General features: G+C 71.8%; 15 protein-coding genes. 9 read left to right on the forward strand and 6 right to left on the reverse strand.

Annotated elements, in window-relative coordinates; all coding sequences use genetic code 11:
• Nucleotides 1-60: 60 nt before the first annotated feature.
• The 5 genes from leuS (at nt 61) to holA (ending at nt 8,774) form a co-directional block, all read left to right on the forward strand.
• Entirely contained in the window at nt 61-2,634 is a 2,574-nt protein-coding gene (gene leuS / locus ACFVTR_RS09530; protein ID WP_387036790.1) for a leucine--tRNA ligase, read from the forward strand.
• A gap of 104 nt (nt 2,635-2,738) precedes the next feature.
• On the forward strand, nt 2,739-4,346 hold the full coding sequence (locus ACFVTR_RS09535) for a glycosyltransferase (protein ID WP_387036791.1): 1,608 nt from the start codon (nt 2,739-2,741) through the stop codon (nt 4,344-4,346).
• 122 nt (nt 4,347-4,468) lie between these two features.
• Nucleotides 4,469-5,146, forward strand: coding sequence for a helix-hairpin-helix domain-containing protein (locus ACFVTR_RS09540; protein WP_387036793.1), 678 nt, complete (start codon nt 4,469-4,471; stop codon nt 5,144-5,146).
• On the forward strand, nt 5,147-7,579 hold the full coding sequence (locus ACFVTR_RS09545) for a ComEC/Rec2 family competence protein (protein ID WP_387036794.1): 2,433 nt from the start codon (nt 5,147-5,149) through the stop codon (nt 7,577-7,579). It abuts the gene before it with no gap.
• A gap of 166 nt (nt 7,580-7,745) precedes the next feature.
• Nucleotides 7,746-8,774, forward strand: coding sequence for a DNA polymerase III subunit delta (gene holA / locus ACFVTR_RS09550; protein WP_387037738.1), 1,029 nt, complete (start codon nt 7,746-7,748; stop codon nt 8,772-8,774).
• 245 nt (nt 8,775-9,019) lie between these two features.
• Here holA and rpsT read toward each other — a convergent pair whose 3' ends face one another.
• The 4 genes from rpsT to ACFVTR_RS09570 all read right to left on the reverse strand — a co-directional run bounded on the left by rpsT (nt 9,020) and on the right by ACFVTR_RS09570 (nt 12,076).
• The gene (rpsT, locus tag ACFVTR_RS09555; protein WP_387036797.1) at nt 9,020-9,280 is read right to left on the reverse strand and encodes a 30S ribosomal protein S20; all 261 of its coding nucleotides are present in this window, start codon (nt 9,278-9,280) and stop codon (nt 9,020-9,022) included.
• A gap of 121 nt (nt 9,281-9,401) precedes the next feature.
• Nucleotides 9,402-10,226, reverse strand: a complete 825-nt coding sequence (locus ACFVTR_RS09560; protein WP_387036799.1) for an alpha/beta fold hydrolase — start codon at nt 10,224-10,226, stop codon at nt 9,402-9,404.
• Between the two features lie 3 nt (nt 10,227-10,229).
• Nucleotides 10,230-10,853, reverse strand: a complete 624-nt coding sequence (locus ACFVTR_RS09565; RefSeq protein WP_387036801.1) for a response regulator — start codon at nt 10,851-10,853, stop codon at nt 10,230-10,232.
• A complete protein-coding gene (locus ACFVTR_RS09570; RefSeq protein WP_387036804.1) occupies nt 10,850-12,076 on the reverse strand; it encodes a sensor histidine kinase in 1,227 nt (408 codons plus the stop codon). Before ACFVTR_RS09570 ends, ACFVTR_RS09565 begins: the two co-directional genes overlap by 4 nt.
• Before the next feature lie 83 nt (nt 12,077-12,159).
• On the opposite strand from ACFVTR_RS09570, the gene lepA reads away from it, so the two are divergent.
• Genes lepA through hemW form a run of 3 tightly spaced genes read left to right on the forward strand, consistent with a single transcriptional unit; the run spans nt 12,160 to nt 15,904 of the window.
• Nucleotides 12,160-14,016 (forward strand): translation elongation factor 4, encoded by a 1,857-nt coding sequence (lepA, locus tag ACFVTR_RS09575; RefSeq protein WP_387036805.1) that lies wholly within the window; start codon nt 12,160-12,162, stop codon nt 14,014-14,016.
• 8 nt (nt 14,017-14,024) lie between these two features.
• Complete coding sequence (locus ACFVTR_RS09580) at nt 14,025-14,675, forward strand: DUF1990 family protein (RefSeq protein WP_387036808.1); 651 nt, start codon at nt 14,025-14,027, stop codon at nt 14,673-14,675.
• Between the two features lie 2 nt (nt 14,676-14,677).
• Complete coding sequence (hemW, locus tag ACFVTR_RS09585) at nt 14,678-15,904, forward strand: radical SAM family heme chaperone HemW (RefSeq protein WP_387036810.1); 1,227 nt, start codon at nt 14,678-14,680, stop codon at nt 15,902-15,904.
• On the opposite strand, the gene ACFVTR_RS09590 is transcribed toward hemW, so the two are convergent.
• Together ACFVTR_RS09590 and ACFVTR_RS09595 are read right to left on the reverse strand one after the other, a co-directional pair.
• On the reverse strand, nt 15,901-16,281 hold the full coding sequence (locus ACFVTR_RS09590; protein ID WP_387036811.1) for a DUF4870 domain-containing protein: 381 nt from the start codon (nt 16,279-16,281) through the stop codon (nt 15,901-15,903). The two genes, hemW and ACFVTR_RS09590, sit on opposite strands and share 4 nt — an antisense overlap.
• Nucleotides 16,282-16,391: 110 nt before the next feature.
• Nucleotides 16,392-16,808 (reverse strand): DUF4870 domain-containing protein, encoded by a 417-nt coding sequence (locus ACFVTR_RS09595; protein ID WP_376944887.1) that lies wholly within the window; start codon nt 16,806-16,808, stop codon nt 16,392-16,394.
• A 180-nt stretch (nt 16,809-16,988) separates the two neighbouring features.
• Here ACFVTR_RS09595 and hrcA point away from each other — a divergent pair, with 180 nt between their 5' ends.
• Entirely contained in the window at nt 16,989-18,011 is a 1,023-nt protein-coding gene (gene hrcA / locus ACFVTR_RS09600) for a heat-inducible transcriptional repressor HrcA (RefSeq protein ID WP_387036814.1), read from the forward strand.
• Nucleotides 18,012-18,050: the final 39 nt, after the last annotated feature.

Raw genomic sequence — 18,050 nt, forward strand, 5'->3', positions numbered from 1 at the left:
CGGCGCGCCCTGCAGACCCCGCGGGCCGCGCCCGCCGAGCGACACACGATTGAGAGTCACGTGGCACACGATCACGACCCTGCACACGCCGAATCCGGCGCGTACGACTTCGCCGCCATCCAGGCGAAGTGGCTTCCCGTGTGGGACGAGCTCCAGCCGTTCCGCGCCGGGACGTCGGGCGACACGCGGCCCCGCAAGTACGTCCTCGACATGTTCCCGTACCCCTCCGGCGACCTGCACATGGGGCACGCCGAGGCGTTCGGCTTCGGCGACATCGCGGCGCGCTACTGGCGTCACCAGGGCTTCGACGTCCTGCACCCGATCGGCTGGGACTCGTTCGGCCTGCCCGCCGAGAACGCCGCGATCAAGCGCGGTGCCGACCCGCGCGAGTGGACCTACGCGAACATCGCCCAGCAGAAGGCCTCGTTCCGCCAGTACGCGCCGAGCTTCGACTGGTCGCGGGAGCTCCACACGAGCGACCCCGAGTACTACAAGTGGAACCAGTGGCTGTTCCTGAAGCTCTACGAGAAGGGCATCGCCTACCGCAAGGCGGGCCAGGTCAACTGGTGCCCGAACGACCAGACGGTGCTCGCGAACGAGCAGGTCGTCGACGGTCACTGCGAGCGCTGCGGCGCCGTCGTCACGAAGAAGGCGCTGACGCAGTGGTACTTCCGCGTCACGGACTATGCCGACCGCCTGCTCGACGACCTCAACCAGCTGGAGGGCAGCTGGCCCTCGAAGGTCGTCTCGATGCAGCGCAACTGGATCGGCCGCTCGGCCGGTGCCGACGTCGAGTTCGAGATCGAGGGCCGCGAGGGCAAGGTGCCGGTGTTCACGACCCGCCCCGACACGCTCTACGGCGCGACGTTCATGGTCGTCGCGGTCGACTCCGACCTCGCCGCCGAGCTCGCGGGCGGCGCCTCGCCCGAGGTGCGCATGCACTTCCAGGACTACCTCGACTCGGTGCGCGCCGAGACCGACATCGAGCGCCTCGCCACCGACCGCCCGAAGACCGGCGTGTTCCTCGAGCGCTACGCGATCAACCCGCTGAACGGCGAGCGGCTGCCGATCTGGGCGAGCGACTACGTGCTGGCCGACTACGGACACGGCGCGATCATGGCCGTGCCCGCGCACGACCAGCGCGACCTCGACTTCGCCCGCACCTTCGAGCTGCCGGTGCGCGTCGTCGTCGACACGAACGCGCCCGTCACGGGCGTCATCCCGGTCATCCCCGTCGACGAGAACGGCGTGCCGTACCTCCCCGAAGACCACGAGCCGCTCGACCCGGCCGGCACCGGCGTCGCGCTGACCGGCGAAGGCCGCCTCATCAACTCGGGCCCGCTCGACGGCCTCTCGAAGTCGAACGCGATCCGTCGCGCGATCGAGATCCTCGACGAGCGCGGCACCGGTCGCGCCGCGAAGAACTACCGCCTGCGCGACTGGCTGATCTCGCGGCAGCGTTTCTGGGGCACGCCCATCCCGATCGTCCACTGCGCCGACTGCGGCGAGGTGCCCGTGCCCGAGAGCGAGCTGCCGGTGCGCCTGCCCGACGCGGCCGGTCTCGACCTGAAGCCGAAGGGCTCGAGCCCGCTCGGCGCAGCCGAGGACTGGGTGAACGTGGCCTGCCCGAACTGCGGCGGCGCGGCCAAGCGCGACTCCGACACGATGGACACCTTCGTCGACAGCTCGTGGTACTACCTGCGGTACCTGAACGCGAACGACGACACCAAGGCCTTCGACCCGGCCGAGGCCGAGAAGTGGGCGCCCGTCGACCAGTACGTCGGCGGCGTCGAGCACGCGATCCTGCACCTGCTCTACTCGCGCTTCATCACGAAGGTGCTGTTCGACCTCGGCTACCTCGGCTTCACCGAGCCGTTCACCTCGCTGCTCAACCAGGGCATGGTGCTCATGGACGGCTCGAAGATGTCGAAGTCGAAGGGCAACCTCGTCGAGTTCGCCTCCGAGCTCGCCGCCCACGGCACCGACGCGCTGCGCGTGACGCTCGCCTTCGCCGGTCCGCCCGAAGACGACATCGACTGGGCCGACCTGTCGCCCGTCGGCTCCGCCAAGTTCCTCGCGCGCGCCTGGCGCATCGCCGGCGAGGTGACCTCGTCGCCCGACGTCGACTGGTCGACCGGTGACCGGGCGCTGCGCCGGGTCACCCACCGACTGCTCGCGGATGCCCCGGGGCTGGCCGAGGCGTACAAGTTCAACGTCATCGTGGCGCGCCTCATGGAGCTCGTGAACGCGACCCGCAAGGCGATCGACTCGGGGCCCGGGGCATCCGACGCCGCCGTGCGCGAAGCGGCCGAGGTCACCGCGATGGTGCTCGACCTGTTCGCGCCGTACACCGCCGAGGACATGTGGCAGCGGCTCGGCTACGAGCCGACGATCGCGCTTGTGCCGTGGCGCAAGGCCGACCCGGCGCTCCTCATCGAGGAGCAGGTCACGGCCGTCGTGCAGGTCGACGGCAAGGTGCGCGACCGCCTCGAGATCTCGCCGAAGATCTCGGCCGACGAGCTCGAGCAGCTCGCCCGCGCCTCCGAGGCGGTGATCCGCTCGGTCGGCGATCGCGAGATCGTGAACGTCATCGTGCGCGCGCCGCGGCTCGTGAACATCGCGACGCGCGGCTAGCGGCGGCGCGTTCGACGACGGCGCGGCGGTCGACCCTCTCGGGTCGGCCGCCGCGCCGTTGTTGCACACAGTTTCTGCAAAGGCTGTCGCAATAGCGTCGAAGCATGTTCGATCGTGATGGGGGCGCGACCGGTCGAGTCAGGATGCCCCGTGGCCGCCACTTCGCGGTGACCTGGTCGATTCCCGAGGACTACGGCGGGATGACGGCGGCGCTGCTCGCGCGCTCCTCGTCGTTCGCCCGGCTCGGCGGCGTCGAGGTGCAGGTGCTCACCCTCGACGCGTGCCCCGACACTCCGGCGCTCGAGGCCCGGTTGCGCGATCGCGGTGCGATCGCCGACGGCGTGCGCATCATGAACCTCGTCGAGTGGCTGCGATCGAACCCGCTTCCTGGAGGCAGCCTGCGCCTCGACCGCGACGCGTTCACGCCCCTCGCCGAGGGCGAGGCCGACGAGATGCTGCACCGCGACGACGGACGGGTGATCGCCCGTGTGCGTCGTGACGACGGCGGTCGTCTGCTGCAGATCGACCACCTGCGCGACGACGGCAGCCTCGTGCTCAGCGATCGGCGGGACACCCGGCGTCGTGGCGAGCCGGGCGGGCGCTCGCTCGTGCTCTGCGACGCCTCGGGGGCGCCGGTCCGCTCCTGGCGGCGGGCATGGCCGCTCTACACGGCCTGGCTCGATGCGCTCACGGCGTCGACTCCCAGCTACATGATCGTCGACAGCAAGACGATCGCCCCGTTCATGCTGGGCTACCGGCGATCGCACGTCATCACCGCACATGTGGTGCACGCCTCGCACCGCGCCGGGCGGGGCGCCGAGCACCCGGTGCGAGCCTCGCGGCGGGAGGTGTTCGAGCACCTCGACGACTTCGACCTCGTCGCGCTGCTCTCGCAGCGCCAGGCGGCCGAGGTCGCCGAGCTCGTCGGCACGCACGAGCACCTCGCCGTCATCCCCAACGCCCGGCCGCCGCGTGAGGCTCACGCAGCGATGCGCGGGCAGCGGCATGGTTCGACGCCGAGACCGGTCGGTGCCGGCGTCGTCCTCGCTTCGCTCACCCCGCGCAAGCGCGTGTCGGACGCGATCGCGGCGGTGACGGCCGCGCAGCGCGATGCCTCCGGCCCGGTCACGCTCGACGTCTACGGCGATGGCGAGGAGCGCGAGGTGCTGGCACACCGGGCGTCCGAGGCACCCGGTGTGGAGCTGCACGGCTTCGCAACCGACGCACGCCGGCAGCTCGCGACGAGGTCGTTCCTGCTGCTGACCTCGCGCTCGGAGGGCTTCCCGCTCGTCCTCGTCGAGGCGATGGCGGCCGGCTGCATCCCGATCGCCTACGACATCCGCTACGGGCCGGCGGATCTCATCCGCCACGGCAGGAACGGACTGCTGGTGCCGAGCGGCGACGTCGAAGCGCTCACGGACGCGATCGGCTCGCTGCAGCGCATGCCGCCGCGGAAGGTCGCCGCGATGCGACGGGCGGCCGTGCGCAGCGCGCGAGCGTTCGACGAGCGCCGGGTCGTCGCGACCTGGGCGCGGGAGCTGTCGTGGGCGCGTGCGCGTCGCGATCTGCGCCGCTCGCACCGGGTTCCACGGCTCCGAGCTGCGCTGCACCGGGTGCCGTTCGGCCATCGCCTGCGGCGGATCGCGGTGCGAGCGCAAGCGGCGGTCGGCCGGTTCGCGCGGTCGGCGCCGCGTTCCCGCCGATCCCGCTGAGGGGCCCGGACGCCTCGCGCCTCCCGGCTGACTCCTCCTCGACAGGCCGCGAGCGGCGCCGATTCGCGGGCGCTCAGGTCGTGGGCCGATCGGGGCTCGTCCGGCGCTCGTAGATTGCGGGCATGCCGCGCCCCGACAGTCCCGATCCGCTCGCCGCGCTCGATCCTTCGGCGCGACGGGCCTCGGCGCGCGTACGACTCGGCGTCGGCGCGGCCGTCGCGCTCTTCATCGCGGCGGTGGCCGTTGCGGCGATGCTGTCGTTCGCGAGTTCGGGTGGGGGAGCGCAGCCGAGCGTCTCCTTCTCGGGCGCCACGGGCGACGGTGAAGAGGATGGCTCGGGCGCCGCAGTCGAGGCCGGCGCGGCCCCGCCCGTGTTGCTCGTGCACGTGCTCGGCGCCGTGACCGAACCCGGCCTCGTCGAGCTCGGCGAGGGTGCGAGGGTGGTCGACGCGATCGCTGCGGCGGGCGGGCTGACGGCCGAGGCCGATCCCGCCGGGGTGAACCTCGCGCGCGCGGTCGCCGACGGCGAGCAGCTCGTCGTGCCGGTCGTCGGGGCCGTCCCGGCCCCGGCCGCCGCGACGGGCGCGGGCGCGAGCGCCCTGGCCGACGGCAAGGTGCACCTCAACACGGCGGACGTCGGCGAGCTCGACACGCTGCCGCGCATCGGCCCGGCGCTCGCGCAGCGGATCATCGACTGGCGCGAGGCCAACGGCCCGTTCACGAGCACCGAGCAGCTGCTCGATGTCGCGGGCATCGGCGACGCCGTCTACTCGGGGCTCGCCGAGCTGGTGGCGCCCTGAATGCGCGACGCGAGGCTGGTCGCACCGGCCGTCGCCGCCTGGGCGGCGGGGTGGGCGACGGTGGCCGCACCCGACGTCGGAGTCGGTCCGTCGATCGCGACGGCCGCGCTCTGGGTTGTCGCTGCCGTGCTGCTCGTCGCCGCGCTGCTCGCGCGCCGACCCGGTCGTCGTGGAGGAGCGTCGCCGCTCACGACCGTGGCCGCCACCGCCTCGATCGCGGCCGTCGCGGCGGCGCTCGTCGCGAGTTCGGCCGGCTTCTCCCTCGCCTCTCGGGACGCCTCACCGCTCGCGCGCGCGGCCGACGCCCGATCGACGGTCGAGGTCGTCGTCGAGCTCACCGCGGCGCCGCGGGCGATGGTCTCGGTGATGCCGTGGGCCGCGCCCTCCGAAGCGGGTAACGCGCGCGGGGGTGACGCGGCGACGGAGCCGGCGCGCTCGTCGATGCGGATCGAGGGGCGTCTCCTGCGTGTGGACGGGGCCTCGGTCGCTCCCATCTCCGTGAGCGGGGTCGTCGATGCGGTGCCGGCGACGCTGCAGCTCGGTGCGACGCTCGCGTTCACCGCGCGGGCGTCGCCTGAACCGTCGGTCGAGGCCGCCGCCTTCCGACTCCGCGCGCAGTCCGACGTCGAGGTGGGTGCGCCGCCCGCGTGGCTCGCCTGGAGCGCAGCTCTCCGCACCGGCTTCGCCGACGCGGCCACGCGGCTCGGCGGCGACGGCGGCGCGCTCGTGCCCGGGCTTGCGATCGGCGACACGAGCGCAGTCGGCGAACCGCTCGACGCGGCGATGAAGGCGAGCTCGCTCAGCCACCTCACCGCCGTGTCGGGGGCGAACTGCGCCATCATCACGGCCGCAGCCTTCGCTCTCGCCGCGGCGCTGGGGCTGCGCCGTGGCATCCGAGTGATCGTCGCACTGCTCGCACTGGGCGCCTTCGTCGTGCTGGTGACGCCCGAGTCGAGCGTCGTGCGGGCCGCCGTGATGGCCGTCGTCGTGCTCGTCGCGGTCGCGGCCGGGCGGCCCGGCGGCGGGCTCGCGGCCCTCGCGTTGGCGGTTGTGGTGCTGCTCGTCATCGACCCTTGGTACGCGCGCGACTACGGCTTCGCGCTCTCGGTGTGCGCGACCGCGGGGCTCCTCCTGCTCGCCGCTCCGCTCTCACGGGCGCTCGCTCGCGTGATGCCGGTGCCGCTCGCCGTGATGCTCGGCGTGCCGCTCGCCGCCCAGCTCGCGTGCCAGCCGGTGCTCGTGCTGCTCGACCCGGCGATCGCGGTCTACGGGGTGCCCGCGAACCTGCTCGCAGCGCCGGCCGCGCCCGTCGGCACGGTCGCCGGGCTCATCGGCTGCCTATTGCTGCCGGTGCTGCCCTCGGTCGGGTTCGCCGCCCTGCAGCTCGCGTGGTTGCCCGCCCAGTGGATCGCGGTCGTGGCGCACACGATGGCGGCGATGCCGGGCGGGCGGATGCCCTGGCTTCCGGATGCCCCGGGCGCGCTGCTCCTCGCCGTGTGCACCGCGCTCGCGCTCAGACTCGTGCTTGGCCGACCGCTCGGGCGACGGGCACGCATGAGCGTCGCCGGCCTGCTCGTCATCGCCGTCGCCGTGCAGCTCGGTGTCGTCGTCGGTGGAAACCTGATCACGCGCGTCTCGCGGCCGGGCGACTGGGAGGTCGCCGCCTGCGACGTCGGCCAGGGCGATGCCGTGCTCCTGCGATCGGGCGAGGCGACCGCGCTCATCGACGCGGGGCCCGACCCTGCGGCGCTGACCCGATGCCTCGAGCTGCTCGGTGTCGACCGCATCGACCTCCTGGTGCTCACCCACTGGGACGCCGACCACGTCGGCGGAGTCGCTGCGGTCGAGGGCATCGTGTCGGCCGTGCTGCACGGGCCGCTCGACGGCGAACGCTCCTCTCGGGCGCTCGACCCGCTTCTCGACTCGGGTGCCGAGGCGAGCGAGGTGACGGCCGGCGCCCACGGCACCCTCGGGCGAGCACGATGGCGCACGCTCTGGCCGCTGCCCGACACGCCGCCAGGCAACGACGCGAGCGTGGTGCTCGAGGTCGTGTCGCCGAGCTATCACGGGGTGTTCCTCGGCGACCTCGGCGAGGATGCGCAGCGACGCATGCTCACCGACTCGGGCCTCGGGCGCGTCGACCTGGTCAAGGTCGCGCACCACGGCTCCGCCGACCAGCGCGATGCGCTGTACGAGCGGCTCGGTGCACGCGTCGGGCTCGTCGGGGTCGGCGCCGACAACTGGTACGGACACCCGACGGCACGGCTGCTCGAGCTGCTCGACCGCGTCGGCACGGCGACGCTGCGCACCGACCTTTCGGGCACGATCACGCTCTCACCGGCGGAAGGCGGCGTGCGCGTGTGGAGCGAGCGCCGGGCCGGCACGGCCGGTGGGTCGGCGGCCGCTGCACCGGGCGGCGCGAAGCCCGGTTGATCGTCACGCCAGGGATCGAGTGGCTCATCCCGACTGATGCCTCCGAGGTGCGGTGAGAGGTCGGGTCGCGAGAAGACACTGTCGACGCGACCTTCGTCGGCCCCCAGCACGCGCCGAACCCGAGCGTCGGCGGCCGACCCTAGACTTGAAGCGGAACAGGGAGGCACTGGTGGCAGCTCGCGGAGCAGGCGCTTCAGCGCGAACGAAGGTCGCGATTCCGCAGCTGGCGTGGCACGCCGTGCGGCCGGCTCCGATCGTGCTCGTCTCGGGCGCCGAAGACGTGCTCGCCGAGCGGGCGATCGGCATGCTGCGCGACTTCCTCCGCTCGGAGGACCCGGCGCTCGAGGTCAGCGACCTCGAGGCCGACGGCTACCGCCGGGGCGAACTCCTCACCCTCGCGAGCCCGTCGCTGTTCGGCGAACCGAGACTCATCCGGGTGAGCGGCGTCGAGAAGTCGAGCGACGACTTCCTGCTCGACGCGCTCGAGTACCTCGAGCAGCCCGCCGACGCGACGACGCTCGTGCTGCGGCACCGCAGCGGCGTGCGCGGCAAGAAGCTCCTCGACGCCATTCGCGCCGGAGGTGGGGGCGGCATCGAGATCGTCTGCGCCGAGCTCAAGAAGGACGCCGAGAAGCAGGACTTCGTCGTCGCCGAGTTCCGTGCGGCGGGGCGCAAGATCGCACCCGGCGCGCTTCGCGCCCTCGTCGGGGCGTTCAGCGACGACCTGCGCGAACTCGCCGCCGCGAGCCGCCAGCTGCTCTCCGACGCACCGGGCGACATCACCGAGGCGATCGTCGCCAAGTACTACGGTGGCCGCGTCGAGACGAACTCCTTCGCCGTGGCCGACGCGGCCATCGCGGGCCGTCACGGCGAGGCGCTCATCGCGCTGCGGCACGCGCTCGACAGCGGCGCCGACCCGGTGCCGATGGTCGCGGCCTTCGCGATGAAGCTCCGCACGATGGCGAAGGTCTCGGGTTCGCGCGGCAGCGGCGGCCAGCTCGCCTCCTCGCTCGGCATGGCCCCCTGGCAGGTCGACCGGGCCAGGCGCGACCTCGCCGGGTGGACCGACGCCGGCCTCGGCGTCGCCATCGAGACCCTCGCGCAGACCGACGCGGCGGTCAAGGGCGCCGAGCGCGACCCGGTCTTCGCGCTCGAACGCCTCGTCGGCGTCATCGCCGCCCGCGGCCGCCGCTGAGCGGCGCGAGCTCTCGTCCGTGGCGCGCCATGCCGTGCGCCACGCGGGCGCGCCCTGCGCCGCTCGAGTTCCCTGGGCGCTGCGCCGCTTCGACGCCGTCTGCGCCGCGTGAACCGGCGCAGAGCGTGCGCAGGTGGCGCGCAACGAGCGGCCGGCGGATGCGGCGGCACCACGAGGTATCCGCCCCGGAACGACGAAGGCCCCGCCGGAGCGGGGCCTTCAGCCGTACTGCAGTGCGACGCGACTCAGAGCGCGGCGGCCTGCTTCGCGATCGCCGACTTGCGGTTCGCGGCCTGGTTCTTGTGGATGACGCCCTTCGACACGGCCTTGTCGAGCTTGCGGCCGGCGACGCGCACGGCAGCGGTGGCCTTGTCCTTGTCGCCCGAGGCGATGGCCTCGCGCGCGGCGCGGACGACGGTCTTGACCTCGCTCTTCACGGCCTTGTTGCGCTCTTCGGCCTTGCGGTTGGTCTTGATGCGCTTGATCTGCGACTTGATGTTTGCCACGTGTGGTTCGTCTTTCGTTCTCGTGTGGGTACAGGATGTGCCGTCACGAGGTAGAGGGGCTCGTGCCCGGCGATCGTGCGGGGTGGGACCCACACGGCAAGCCAACAGACAACGATACCAGCTACGCGCGAGCGGCACCAATGCGGCGAGCGTCGTGGCGGCGGCGAACGGCGGCACGACGGTCGAGCTCGGCGACCGCGCCGAGCACGGCGGCGGTGAAGTCGTCGGGTCGGGTGAGGCTCACCAGGTGCGTCGCGCCGGGCACGATCACGAGTCGCGCGTCGTGCGCGGCGCGCAGCAGGGTGCGCTCCTGCAGCCGGAAGTGGTCGTACCGCCCGTTGACGAACCAGATCGGCACCCGCACCTTCGCGAGCGCCGCACGGGGGTCGAGGCGCCCGACGGCGGCGAGTGCCGGCCCCATCACGTCGAGCGCGACCCCGCCGGCGACGACGTCGCGCGCCGCGTCGCTGTTCAGGAAGAGCGCCGCCATGGCGTCGTTGAGCGCGCGCCCGCGGTCGGGCGTGCGGGCGATCGCGGCGGCGAGCGACTGGTACGCGGAGAGGGCGGAGCCGCGGGGGAGCGTTCCGCAGGCCGCCGCCACGAGTCCGTCGAGTCGGTCGGGGTGCCTTCCCGCGAACTCGATCGCGAGGTAGCCGCCGAGGCTCAACCCGACGAGCAGTCGCGGCACGTCGGTGTCGACACGGGCGTCGGCACCGATACGGGCGTCGGTACCGGCCGAGGCGTCGGAAGCGGCCGGGTTCAACGCCGCATCGATGATCGTCATGGTCTCGTCGATCGAGAAGTCGCCGCCGATGCGCGTGCCGTGACCGGGCAGGTCGATCGCGACGACGTCGAGGTCGTGCGCCGAGAGCGCGTCGAGCTGCCGCCGCCACATCGTCGCCGAGGTGCGGATGCCGTGCACGAGCACGATGCGGGCGCGAGGCATCGCTCAGCCCGCCCTGATCGCCCCGAGTTCGCGGGCCCGCGCGACGGCCGCCGTGCGCGAGCCGACGCCGAGCTTCGTGAAGATGTGCACGAGGTGCGACTTCACGGTGGCCTCGCTGAGGAAGAGGGTCTTGCCGATCTCCCGATTCGTGCGCCCCTCGGCGACGAGCGAGAGCACCTCCGACTCCCGCACGGTGAGTCGCTCGCCCGAGGCCTGCGAGGCGTCGAGCCGCGACGAGAGCCCGGGCGCGAGCGTCTGCTCGCCGACCGCGGCCGCGCGCACCGCGGCGAGCAGCGTGTCGGGCGGGGCGTCCTTCAGCAGGTACCCGCTCGCGCCCGCCTCGATCGCGCCGAGGATGTCTGCGTCGGTGTCGTAGTTCGTCAGCACGAGCACCCGTGGTGCTCCGGGCACCGCGCGGATGCGGCGGGTCGCCTCAGCGCCCTGCACTGCGCCGGGGAACTGGAGGTCCATGAGGACGAGGTCGACCGAGTCGCCCCGCGCGAGCCGCACCGCGTCCTCGGCGGTGGCGGCCTCGCCGACGACCTCGAGGTCGGCTTCTGATTCGAGCATCGCCCTGATGCCGGCGCGGACGACGGGATGGTCGTCGGCGAGGAGGAGCCGGATCATGCGGGCACCACCGGGATGCGAACGGAGAGGGCGGTGCCCTCGCCGGGTGCGGTCTCGAGGTCGGCCGTGCCGCCGAGCTCCTCCGCCCTGCGGCGGATGGCACGGAGTCCGAACTCGGCCGGATCGGCGCGCCGCGCCACCGCTTCGGCGTCGAAGCCGCGGCCGTCGTCGACGATGTCGAGCGCGATCTCGTCGCCGAGGTAGCTCAGTGTCAGCGAGCAGGCGCGGGCATCGGCGTGGCGCAGCACGTTCGCGAGCGAGCCCTGCGCGATGCGGAGGAGCGCGGCGTCGACCGTCATCGGCAGGAGCACCGGGTCGCCGCTCGTCGCGAACTCGACGCGGGTGTCGGCGCCGGCCTGGCTCGCCTGCTCGTTCACGGCCTCGGTGAGGCGGCGGAGCGCGGCGGGGAGGGTCTGCTCGTCGAGCGAGGGCGGGGTGAGCTCGCGGATGAAGCGCCGCGCCTCGCCGAGGTTCTCGGCTGCGGTCTCGCGGGCGAGTCGGAGCTTCTCTGCGACGCGCTCGTCGTCGACGTCGCGCTCGGCCGCGTGCAGCAGCATCTGGATGCTCGAGAGTCCCTGCGCGACGGTGTCGTGGATCTCGCGGGCCAGTCGCTCGCGCTCGGCCAGTGTGCCGGCCTCGCGGCTCGCCGCCGCGAGCTCCTCGCGCGTCGCGATGAGGTCGAGGATGAGCGACTGGCGCTCCTGTGTCTCCTGCGACATGGCGCGGTAGCCGAGCCCGATGACGATCGCGACGCCCGCGCTGATCAGCGGCCCGAGGATCGAACCCACCTCGAACCCGAGATGGGTGGCCGTGCCCCACACCGAGAGCCCGAAGGTGATGACGACGAGCGGCACCGAGATCGGGGCGGCGAGCACGTGCAGCTCGAGGAAGAAGAGCGGGAAGGCGAGGAACGCCGCGTCGGGCGTGAGCGCCGACATGCCGACCCAGAGCGCCAGAAGCGACGCGAGCCACAGCACGCGCGCGAACGTCGGCAGGTGCCGGTGCGCGGTCGCGATGCCCGCGCCGTAGCAGGCGAGGAAGGCGACGGCGAGGATGGTGATGGGGACCTCGGCGGAGTCGTCGGCGAGCAGTGCCCGCACGATCACGAAGAGCGTGAGCCCGACGACCAGGAGGTGCAGCCCGAGCCGGAGCGCGACGAACACCGGCCGGAGCGCGGATCGCGCCACGGTCTCGTCGCCCGCAAGGGCAGTTGCAGCCGTCATCATGGTGCTTCGAGCGTAGTCTCGGGGCCCGCCGCGAGGCATCCGTCGAAAGTCTGAAGCGAAGTCATGGGAGAATCGTCTGGATGTCTCCGAGAGCTGTGAACCCGCCGGTGCCCGCCGCCACCGACCCTGCGTCGATCCGCAATTTCTGCATCATCGCGCATATCGACCACGGCAAGTCGACGCTCGCCGACCGCATGCTCCAGATCACGGGCATCGTCAGCGACCGCGACATGCGCGCGCAATACCTCGATCGCATGGACATCGAGCGTGAGCGCGGCATCACGATCAAGAGCCAGGCGGTGCGCATGCCTTGGCAGCAGGGCGACCGCGCGTACGCCCTCAACATGATCGACACCCCCGGCCACGTCGACTTCTCGTATGAGGTCTCGCGTTCGCTCGCCGCGTGCGAGGGCGCCATCCTCCTCGTCGACGCGGCGCAGGGCATCGAGGCTCAGACGCTCGCGAACCTCTACCTGGCGCTCGAGAACGATCTCGAGATCATCCCGGTGCTGAACAAGATCGACCTGCCGGCCGCCGACCCCGAGAAGTACGCGAAGGAGCTCGCCGACCTCATCGGCGGGTCGCCCGACGACGTGCTGAAGGTCTCGGGCAAGACGGGCGTCGGCGTCGAGGAGCTGCTCGACCGCGTCGTCGAGCGCATTCCGGCCCCGGTCGGCAACGCCGACGCGCCGCCCCGCGCGATGATCTTCGACTCCGTCTACGACAGCTACCGCGGCGTCGTCACCTACGTGCGAATGATCGACGGCCAGCTGAAGCCGCGCGAGCGCATCCAGATGATGTCGACGAAGGCGACCCACGAGATCCTCGAGATCGGCGTGAGCGCGCCCGAGCCGCAGCCGTCGAAGGGTCTCGGCGTCGGCGAGGTCGGCTACCTCATCACCGGCGTGAAGGACGTGCGCCAGTCGAAGGTCGGCGACACCGTCACCACGGCCGTGAAGCCCGCCACCGAAGCGCTGGCCGGCTACACCGAGCCGCTGCCGATGGTGTTCTCGGGCCTCTACCCGATCGACGGCAGCGACTACCCCGAGCTCCGCGAGGCACTCGACAAGCTGAAGCTCTCCGACGCGTCGCTCGTGTACGAGCCCGAGACCTCGGTGGCGCTCGGCTTCGGTTTCCGCTGCGGCTTCCTCGGCCTCCTCCACCTCGAGATCGTGACCGAGCGCCTCCAGCGCGAGTTCGGCCTCGACCTCATCGCGACGGCGCCGAGCGTCGTCTACGAGGTCACCACCGAAGACCGCAAGACCGTTACGGTGACGAACCCGAGCGAGTTCCCGACGGGCGCGAAGATCACCGAGGTGCGCGAGCCGGTCGTCAAGGCCGCCATCCTCGCCCCGAAGGACTACGTGGGCACCATCATGGAGCTCTGCCAGTCGCGCCGCGGCACGCTGCTCGGCATGGAGTACCTGGGTGAGGACCGCGTCGAGATCCGGTACAACATGCCCCTCGGCGAGATCGTGTTCGACTTCTTCGACCAGCTGAAGTCGAAGACCGCGGGGTACGCGAGCCTCGACTACGAGCCCACGGGCGACCAGGCCGCCGACCTCGTGAAGGTCGACATCCTGCTGCAGGGCGAGCAGGTCGACGCGTTCAGCGCGATCGTGCACCGCGACAAGGCCTACGCCTATGGGGTCCTCATGACCGGGCGCCTGCGCGAGCTCATCCCGCGCCAGCAGTTCGAGGTGCCGATCCAGGCCGCGATCGGCGCCCGCATCATCGCCCGCGAGTCGATCCGTGCGATGCGCAAGGACGTGCTCGCCAAGTGCTACGGCGGTGACATCAGCCGCAAGCGCAAGCTCCTTGAGAAGCAGAAGGAGGGCAAGAAGCGCATGAAGATGGTGGGCCGCGTCGAGGTTCCGCAGGAGGCGTTCATCGCTGCTCTCAGCGGCGACGTCGAGAAGAAGGACGCGAAGAAGTAGAGCTCCGGATGACCCGCAGAAGCACGTTCACCGACCAGTCCGTCACCTACGGCGCGATCGGCGCGACCCTCGACCCAGATTTCCTGCGCTACCCGCCGACGGGCCTCCGCCCCGCCGAGGATTCGGTGCGGCTCGGCTCGGGCCGTGAGCGGTTCGACCGTTCGGCCGAGGCGCTCATGACCTGGGGGGTGCAGCGCGGCGCCGGATTCACGGTCGCCGACGTCTCCGCGGGCACCGGCGCTCAGTACCCGGGCATCGTGTTCGACCCCGAGGGCTCGCCCCTCACCGACCAGCCCGCGCCGCGCACCGAAGATCGCTTCGGCGCCGACGGCACGGCGTACATCGCCGCGGGCATGACCGCGACGCTCGTGCGGCGTCGCCGCTTCGGCGCGGCGAAGATCCCCGTGCTCGTCGTCTACGTCATCGACGAGCCGAACCGCATCGGATTCGCGTACGGCACGACGTCGAACGGCGCCGAGACGGGCGAGGAGTCCTTCATCCTCGAGCACCGCGACGACGACACCGTGTGGCTGACGATCCGCTCGATCCTCGCCACCGCCGGCGGCGTGCGCACCGTGGTCGCGCCCTGGCGGCGCCGTCGTCGCCGCGAGCTCACCCGCGACGAGCTCCGGGCGCTCCACCCCGCGAGCGGCGCGTAGCCGTGGGCGCCGCGCTGCCGCTCGGCGAACCCGCACCGGCCGACGGCCTGCTGCCCGCCTCGGCCGCACTCGGCGCCGACGAGCGGGCGTTCGGCGTCTACGTGCACGTGCCGTTCTGCCGGGTGCGGTGCGGCTACTGCGACTTCAACACGTACACCTCCGACGAACTGCGCGGCGCGAAGCAGAGCGACTACGCCGGGCAGGCGATCGGCGAGATCCGGATGTCACGGGGCATGCTCGAGGCATCCGGACTGCCCGCCCGACCGGCGCAGACGGTCTTCTTCGGCGGTGGGACGCCGACCCTGCTGCCTGCCGGCGACCTCGTCGCCATGCTCGGCGCGGTGCGCGACGAGTTCGGGCTCGCGCCGGGTGCCGAGGTCACGACCGAGGCGAATCCCGACTCGGTCGGGCCCGACGACCTCGCCCGCCTCGCCGACGGCGGCTTCACCCGTGTCTCGTTCGGCATGCAGTCGGCCGTTCCGCACGTGCTCGCCGCGCTCGACCGCACGCACGACCCCGAGCGCGTGCCGCTCGTCGTCGGGTGGGCGCGCGACGCGGGCCTCGACGTCAGCCTTGACCTCATCTACGGCACGCCGGGGGAGTCGCTCGACGACTGGCGGCGCAGCGTCGAGCACGCGATCGCGCAGCGCCCCGACCACCTGAGCGCCTATGCGCTCATCGTCGAGGACGGCACGAAGCTCGCCAGGCAGATCCGCCGCGGCGAGCTCGCGACCCCCGACGACGACCTCGAGGCCGACATGTACGAGCTCGTCGACGAGCGCCTCGAAGCCGCCGGGTACGAGTGGTACGAGGTGAGCAACTGGGCGTCGAGCCCTGCGCAGCGCTCGCGCCACAACCTCGGCTACTGGCGGGGCGACGACTGGTGGGGCGTCGGTCCCGGCGCGCACAGCCACGTCGGCGGCGTGCGCTGGTGGAACGCGAAGCACCCCTCGGCGTACGCCGACCGCATCGCCGCGGGCGTGTCGCCGGCCGTCGGACGCGAGGTGCTCGACGCGCCGACCCGCGAGACCGAGCGGGTGCTGCTCAGGGCGCGCATCCGCGAGGGCCTCGAGATCTCGACGCTGCACACGGGCGGCCGGCACGCGGTCGCCGCGCTCATCGCCGACGGCCTCGTCGACGCCAAAGCCGCCCTCTCGGGTGTGCTGACGCTCACCAGGAGAGGGCGGCTGCTGGCCGACGCGGTCGTTCGGCAGTTGCTCGAGAGCTAGCTGACGAACTTGATCGCGAGCGGGTAGGTGTACGGCTCGCCCTTGTTCGCGGCGATCGCGGCGATGATGCAGAACACGATGTTGATGACCCACACGGCCGGGTAGAGCAGGAAGCCGATGAACACGAACATCAGCAGGCCGCTCACGACGTAGGCGATGAGGATCGTCAGCTGGAAGTTCAGGGCCGTCGCGGAGTGCCCGCGGATGAAGGGGCCCTTGTCCTTCAGGACGAGGTAGCCGATGAGCGCCGGCAGGAAGTTGAAGATCGCCCCGCCGATGTGGATGAGCGTCGCCCAGAGCTTCTCGTCGGAGGGGCTCAGCGGCTGGCTCTGCTGGTACGGGTTCGCCGGCGGGGGAGGCGGGGTGGCGTCGGACATGGGGTTCTCCTTGCTCGGGTCGCCCGAAGGCGAGACTTCGTCAACCGTCATGCTGGCACAGCAGAGCGCGCCGCGGGAAGAGCCCCGGCGGCGCGCTCGAAAGGTGCTGCTTACTTGATGAGGCGGATCGCGAAGGGGTAGCGGTAGTGGTTGCCGTCCTTCGCCTTGAGGAAGCCCTGGATCGAGAAGACGATGACGACGACCCAGAGGGCGAGGGGGAGGATCCAGCCGATCAGCGCCCAGAAGCCGAAGGTGATCGCGGTGAGGATCGAGTTCACGATGAGGATGGCGACGTACGCGATCGTGGCGGTGATCTGGAAGTTCAGCGCCTCCTTGGCCTCGGTGTTCGTGAACTGGCCGCGGTCCTTGAAGACCAGCCAGATGATGAGCGAGGGCAGGAACCCGATGATGCCGCCGAGGTGCGCGAAGGACGCCCACTGCAGGTCCTGCTCCTGGGTGAGGGGGCCGGCGGCTGCGGGCTGAGGCTGACTGTTGGGGTCGGGCTGCTGGGCGTTGGGCTCGGTCATGACGCGCCTTTCGGGCTTCGGTGATCTCGGGTTTCGGGAGGGGGTCGCGGTCGTGACGACTCGCGGGACATCCATACGGTAGCGCCGCGAACCGCCGCGGGCAACGGCCTCGTCGTCGGATGTCGCGATATGATTAGCAGTCAGACAGAACGAGTGCTAAGTCGTCGGAGGGAGCGGGGCATGGCCTCAGAACGCAGTCTCGCCGTGCTTCGGGCGATCGTGCAGGACTACGTCGCGTCGCGCGAGCCCGTCGGGTCGAAGACGATCGTCGAGCGGCACGCGTTCGGCGTCTCGGCGGCCACGATCCGCAACGACATGGCGCTCCTCGAGGAGGAGGAGCTGATCGCGGCCCCCCACACTTCCTCGGGTCGCATCCCCACCGACAAGGGCTACCGGGTCTTCGTCGACCAGCTCACCGAGGTGCGCCCCTTGAGCTCCGCGCAGCGGCAGGCCATCGAGACCTTCCTCGGCGAGTCGAGCGACCTCGACGAACTCCTCGCCCGCACCGTACGCCTCATCTCGCAGCTCACGAAGCAGCTCGCGGTCGTGCAGTACCCGAGCTTCGCGAGCGCACGGGTGCGCCACGTCGAGCTCGTCTCGCTCTCGCCGAACCGGGTGCTCTGCATCCTCATCGCCGATTCGGGCCAGGTCGAGCAGCGGCTCGCCGAGCTCGAGCAGCCCGTCGAGGAGGGCACGCTCGCCGAGCTGCGGCTGCGGCTGAACGAACTGGTCGCCGGCACCACCATGGCGGATGCCACGGCGTTGCTCTCGGGCGAGATCGACGCCGTCGACCCGCGCCACGCGGCGGTGCTGCACACGCTCGCCGCGACCCTCGCCGAGCAGGCTCGGGTGCAGCGCAGCGACCGGCTCGTCGTCGCGGGCGCGGCGAACCTCGTGCGCACCGAGCAGGACTTCGCCGGCTCGATCCTCGGCGTGATCGAGGCGATCGAGGAGCAGGTCGTTCTCTTGAAGCTCTTCGGCGAGATGTCCGGCGACGAGCACGCCGTCGCCGTGCGCATCGGGCGCGAGAACGCCTCCTTCGGGCTCGGCGAGACTTCGATCGTCTCGAGCGCCTTCGAGATCCCGGGCCGCGACATCTCGCGACTGGGCATCGTCGGCCCCACCCGCATGGACTACTCCAACAGCATGGCCGCCGTCCGCGCGGTCGCCCGCTACCTCTCCCGCACGCTCGGCGAGAGCTGACCTTCCGCCCGTCGCAAGACCGGCATCCGCAATCGAAAG

This window comes from Agromyces sp. NPDC058126, from assembly GCF_042884595.1.
Taxonomy (GTDB): Bacteria; Actinomycetota; Actinomycetes; order Actinomycetales; family Microbacteriaceae; genus Agromyces.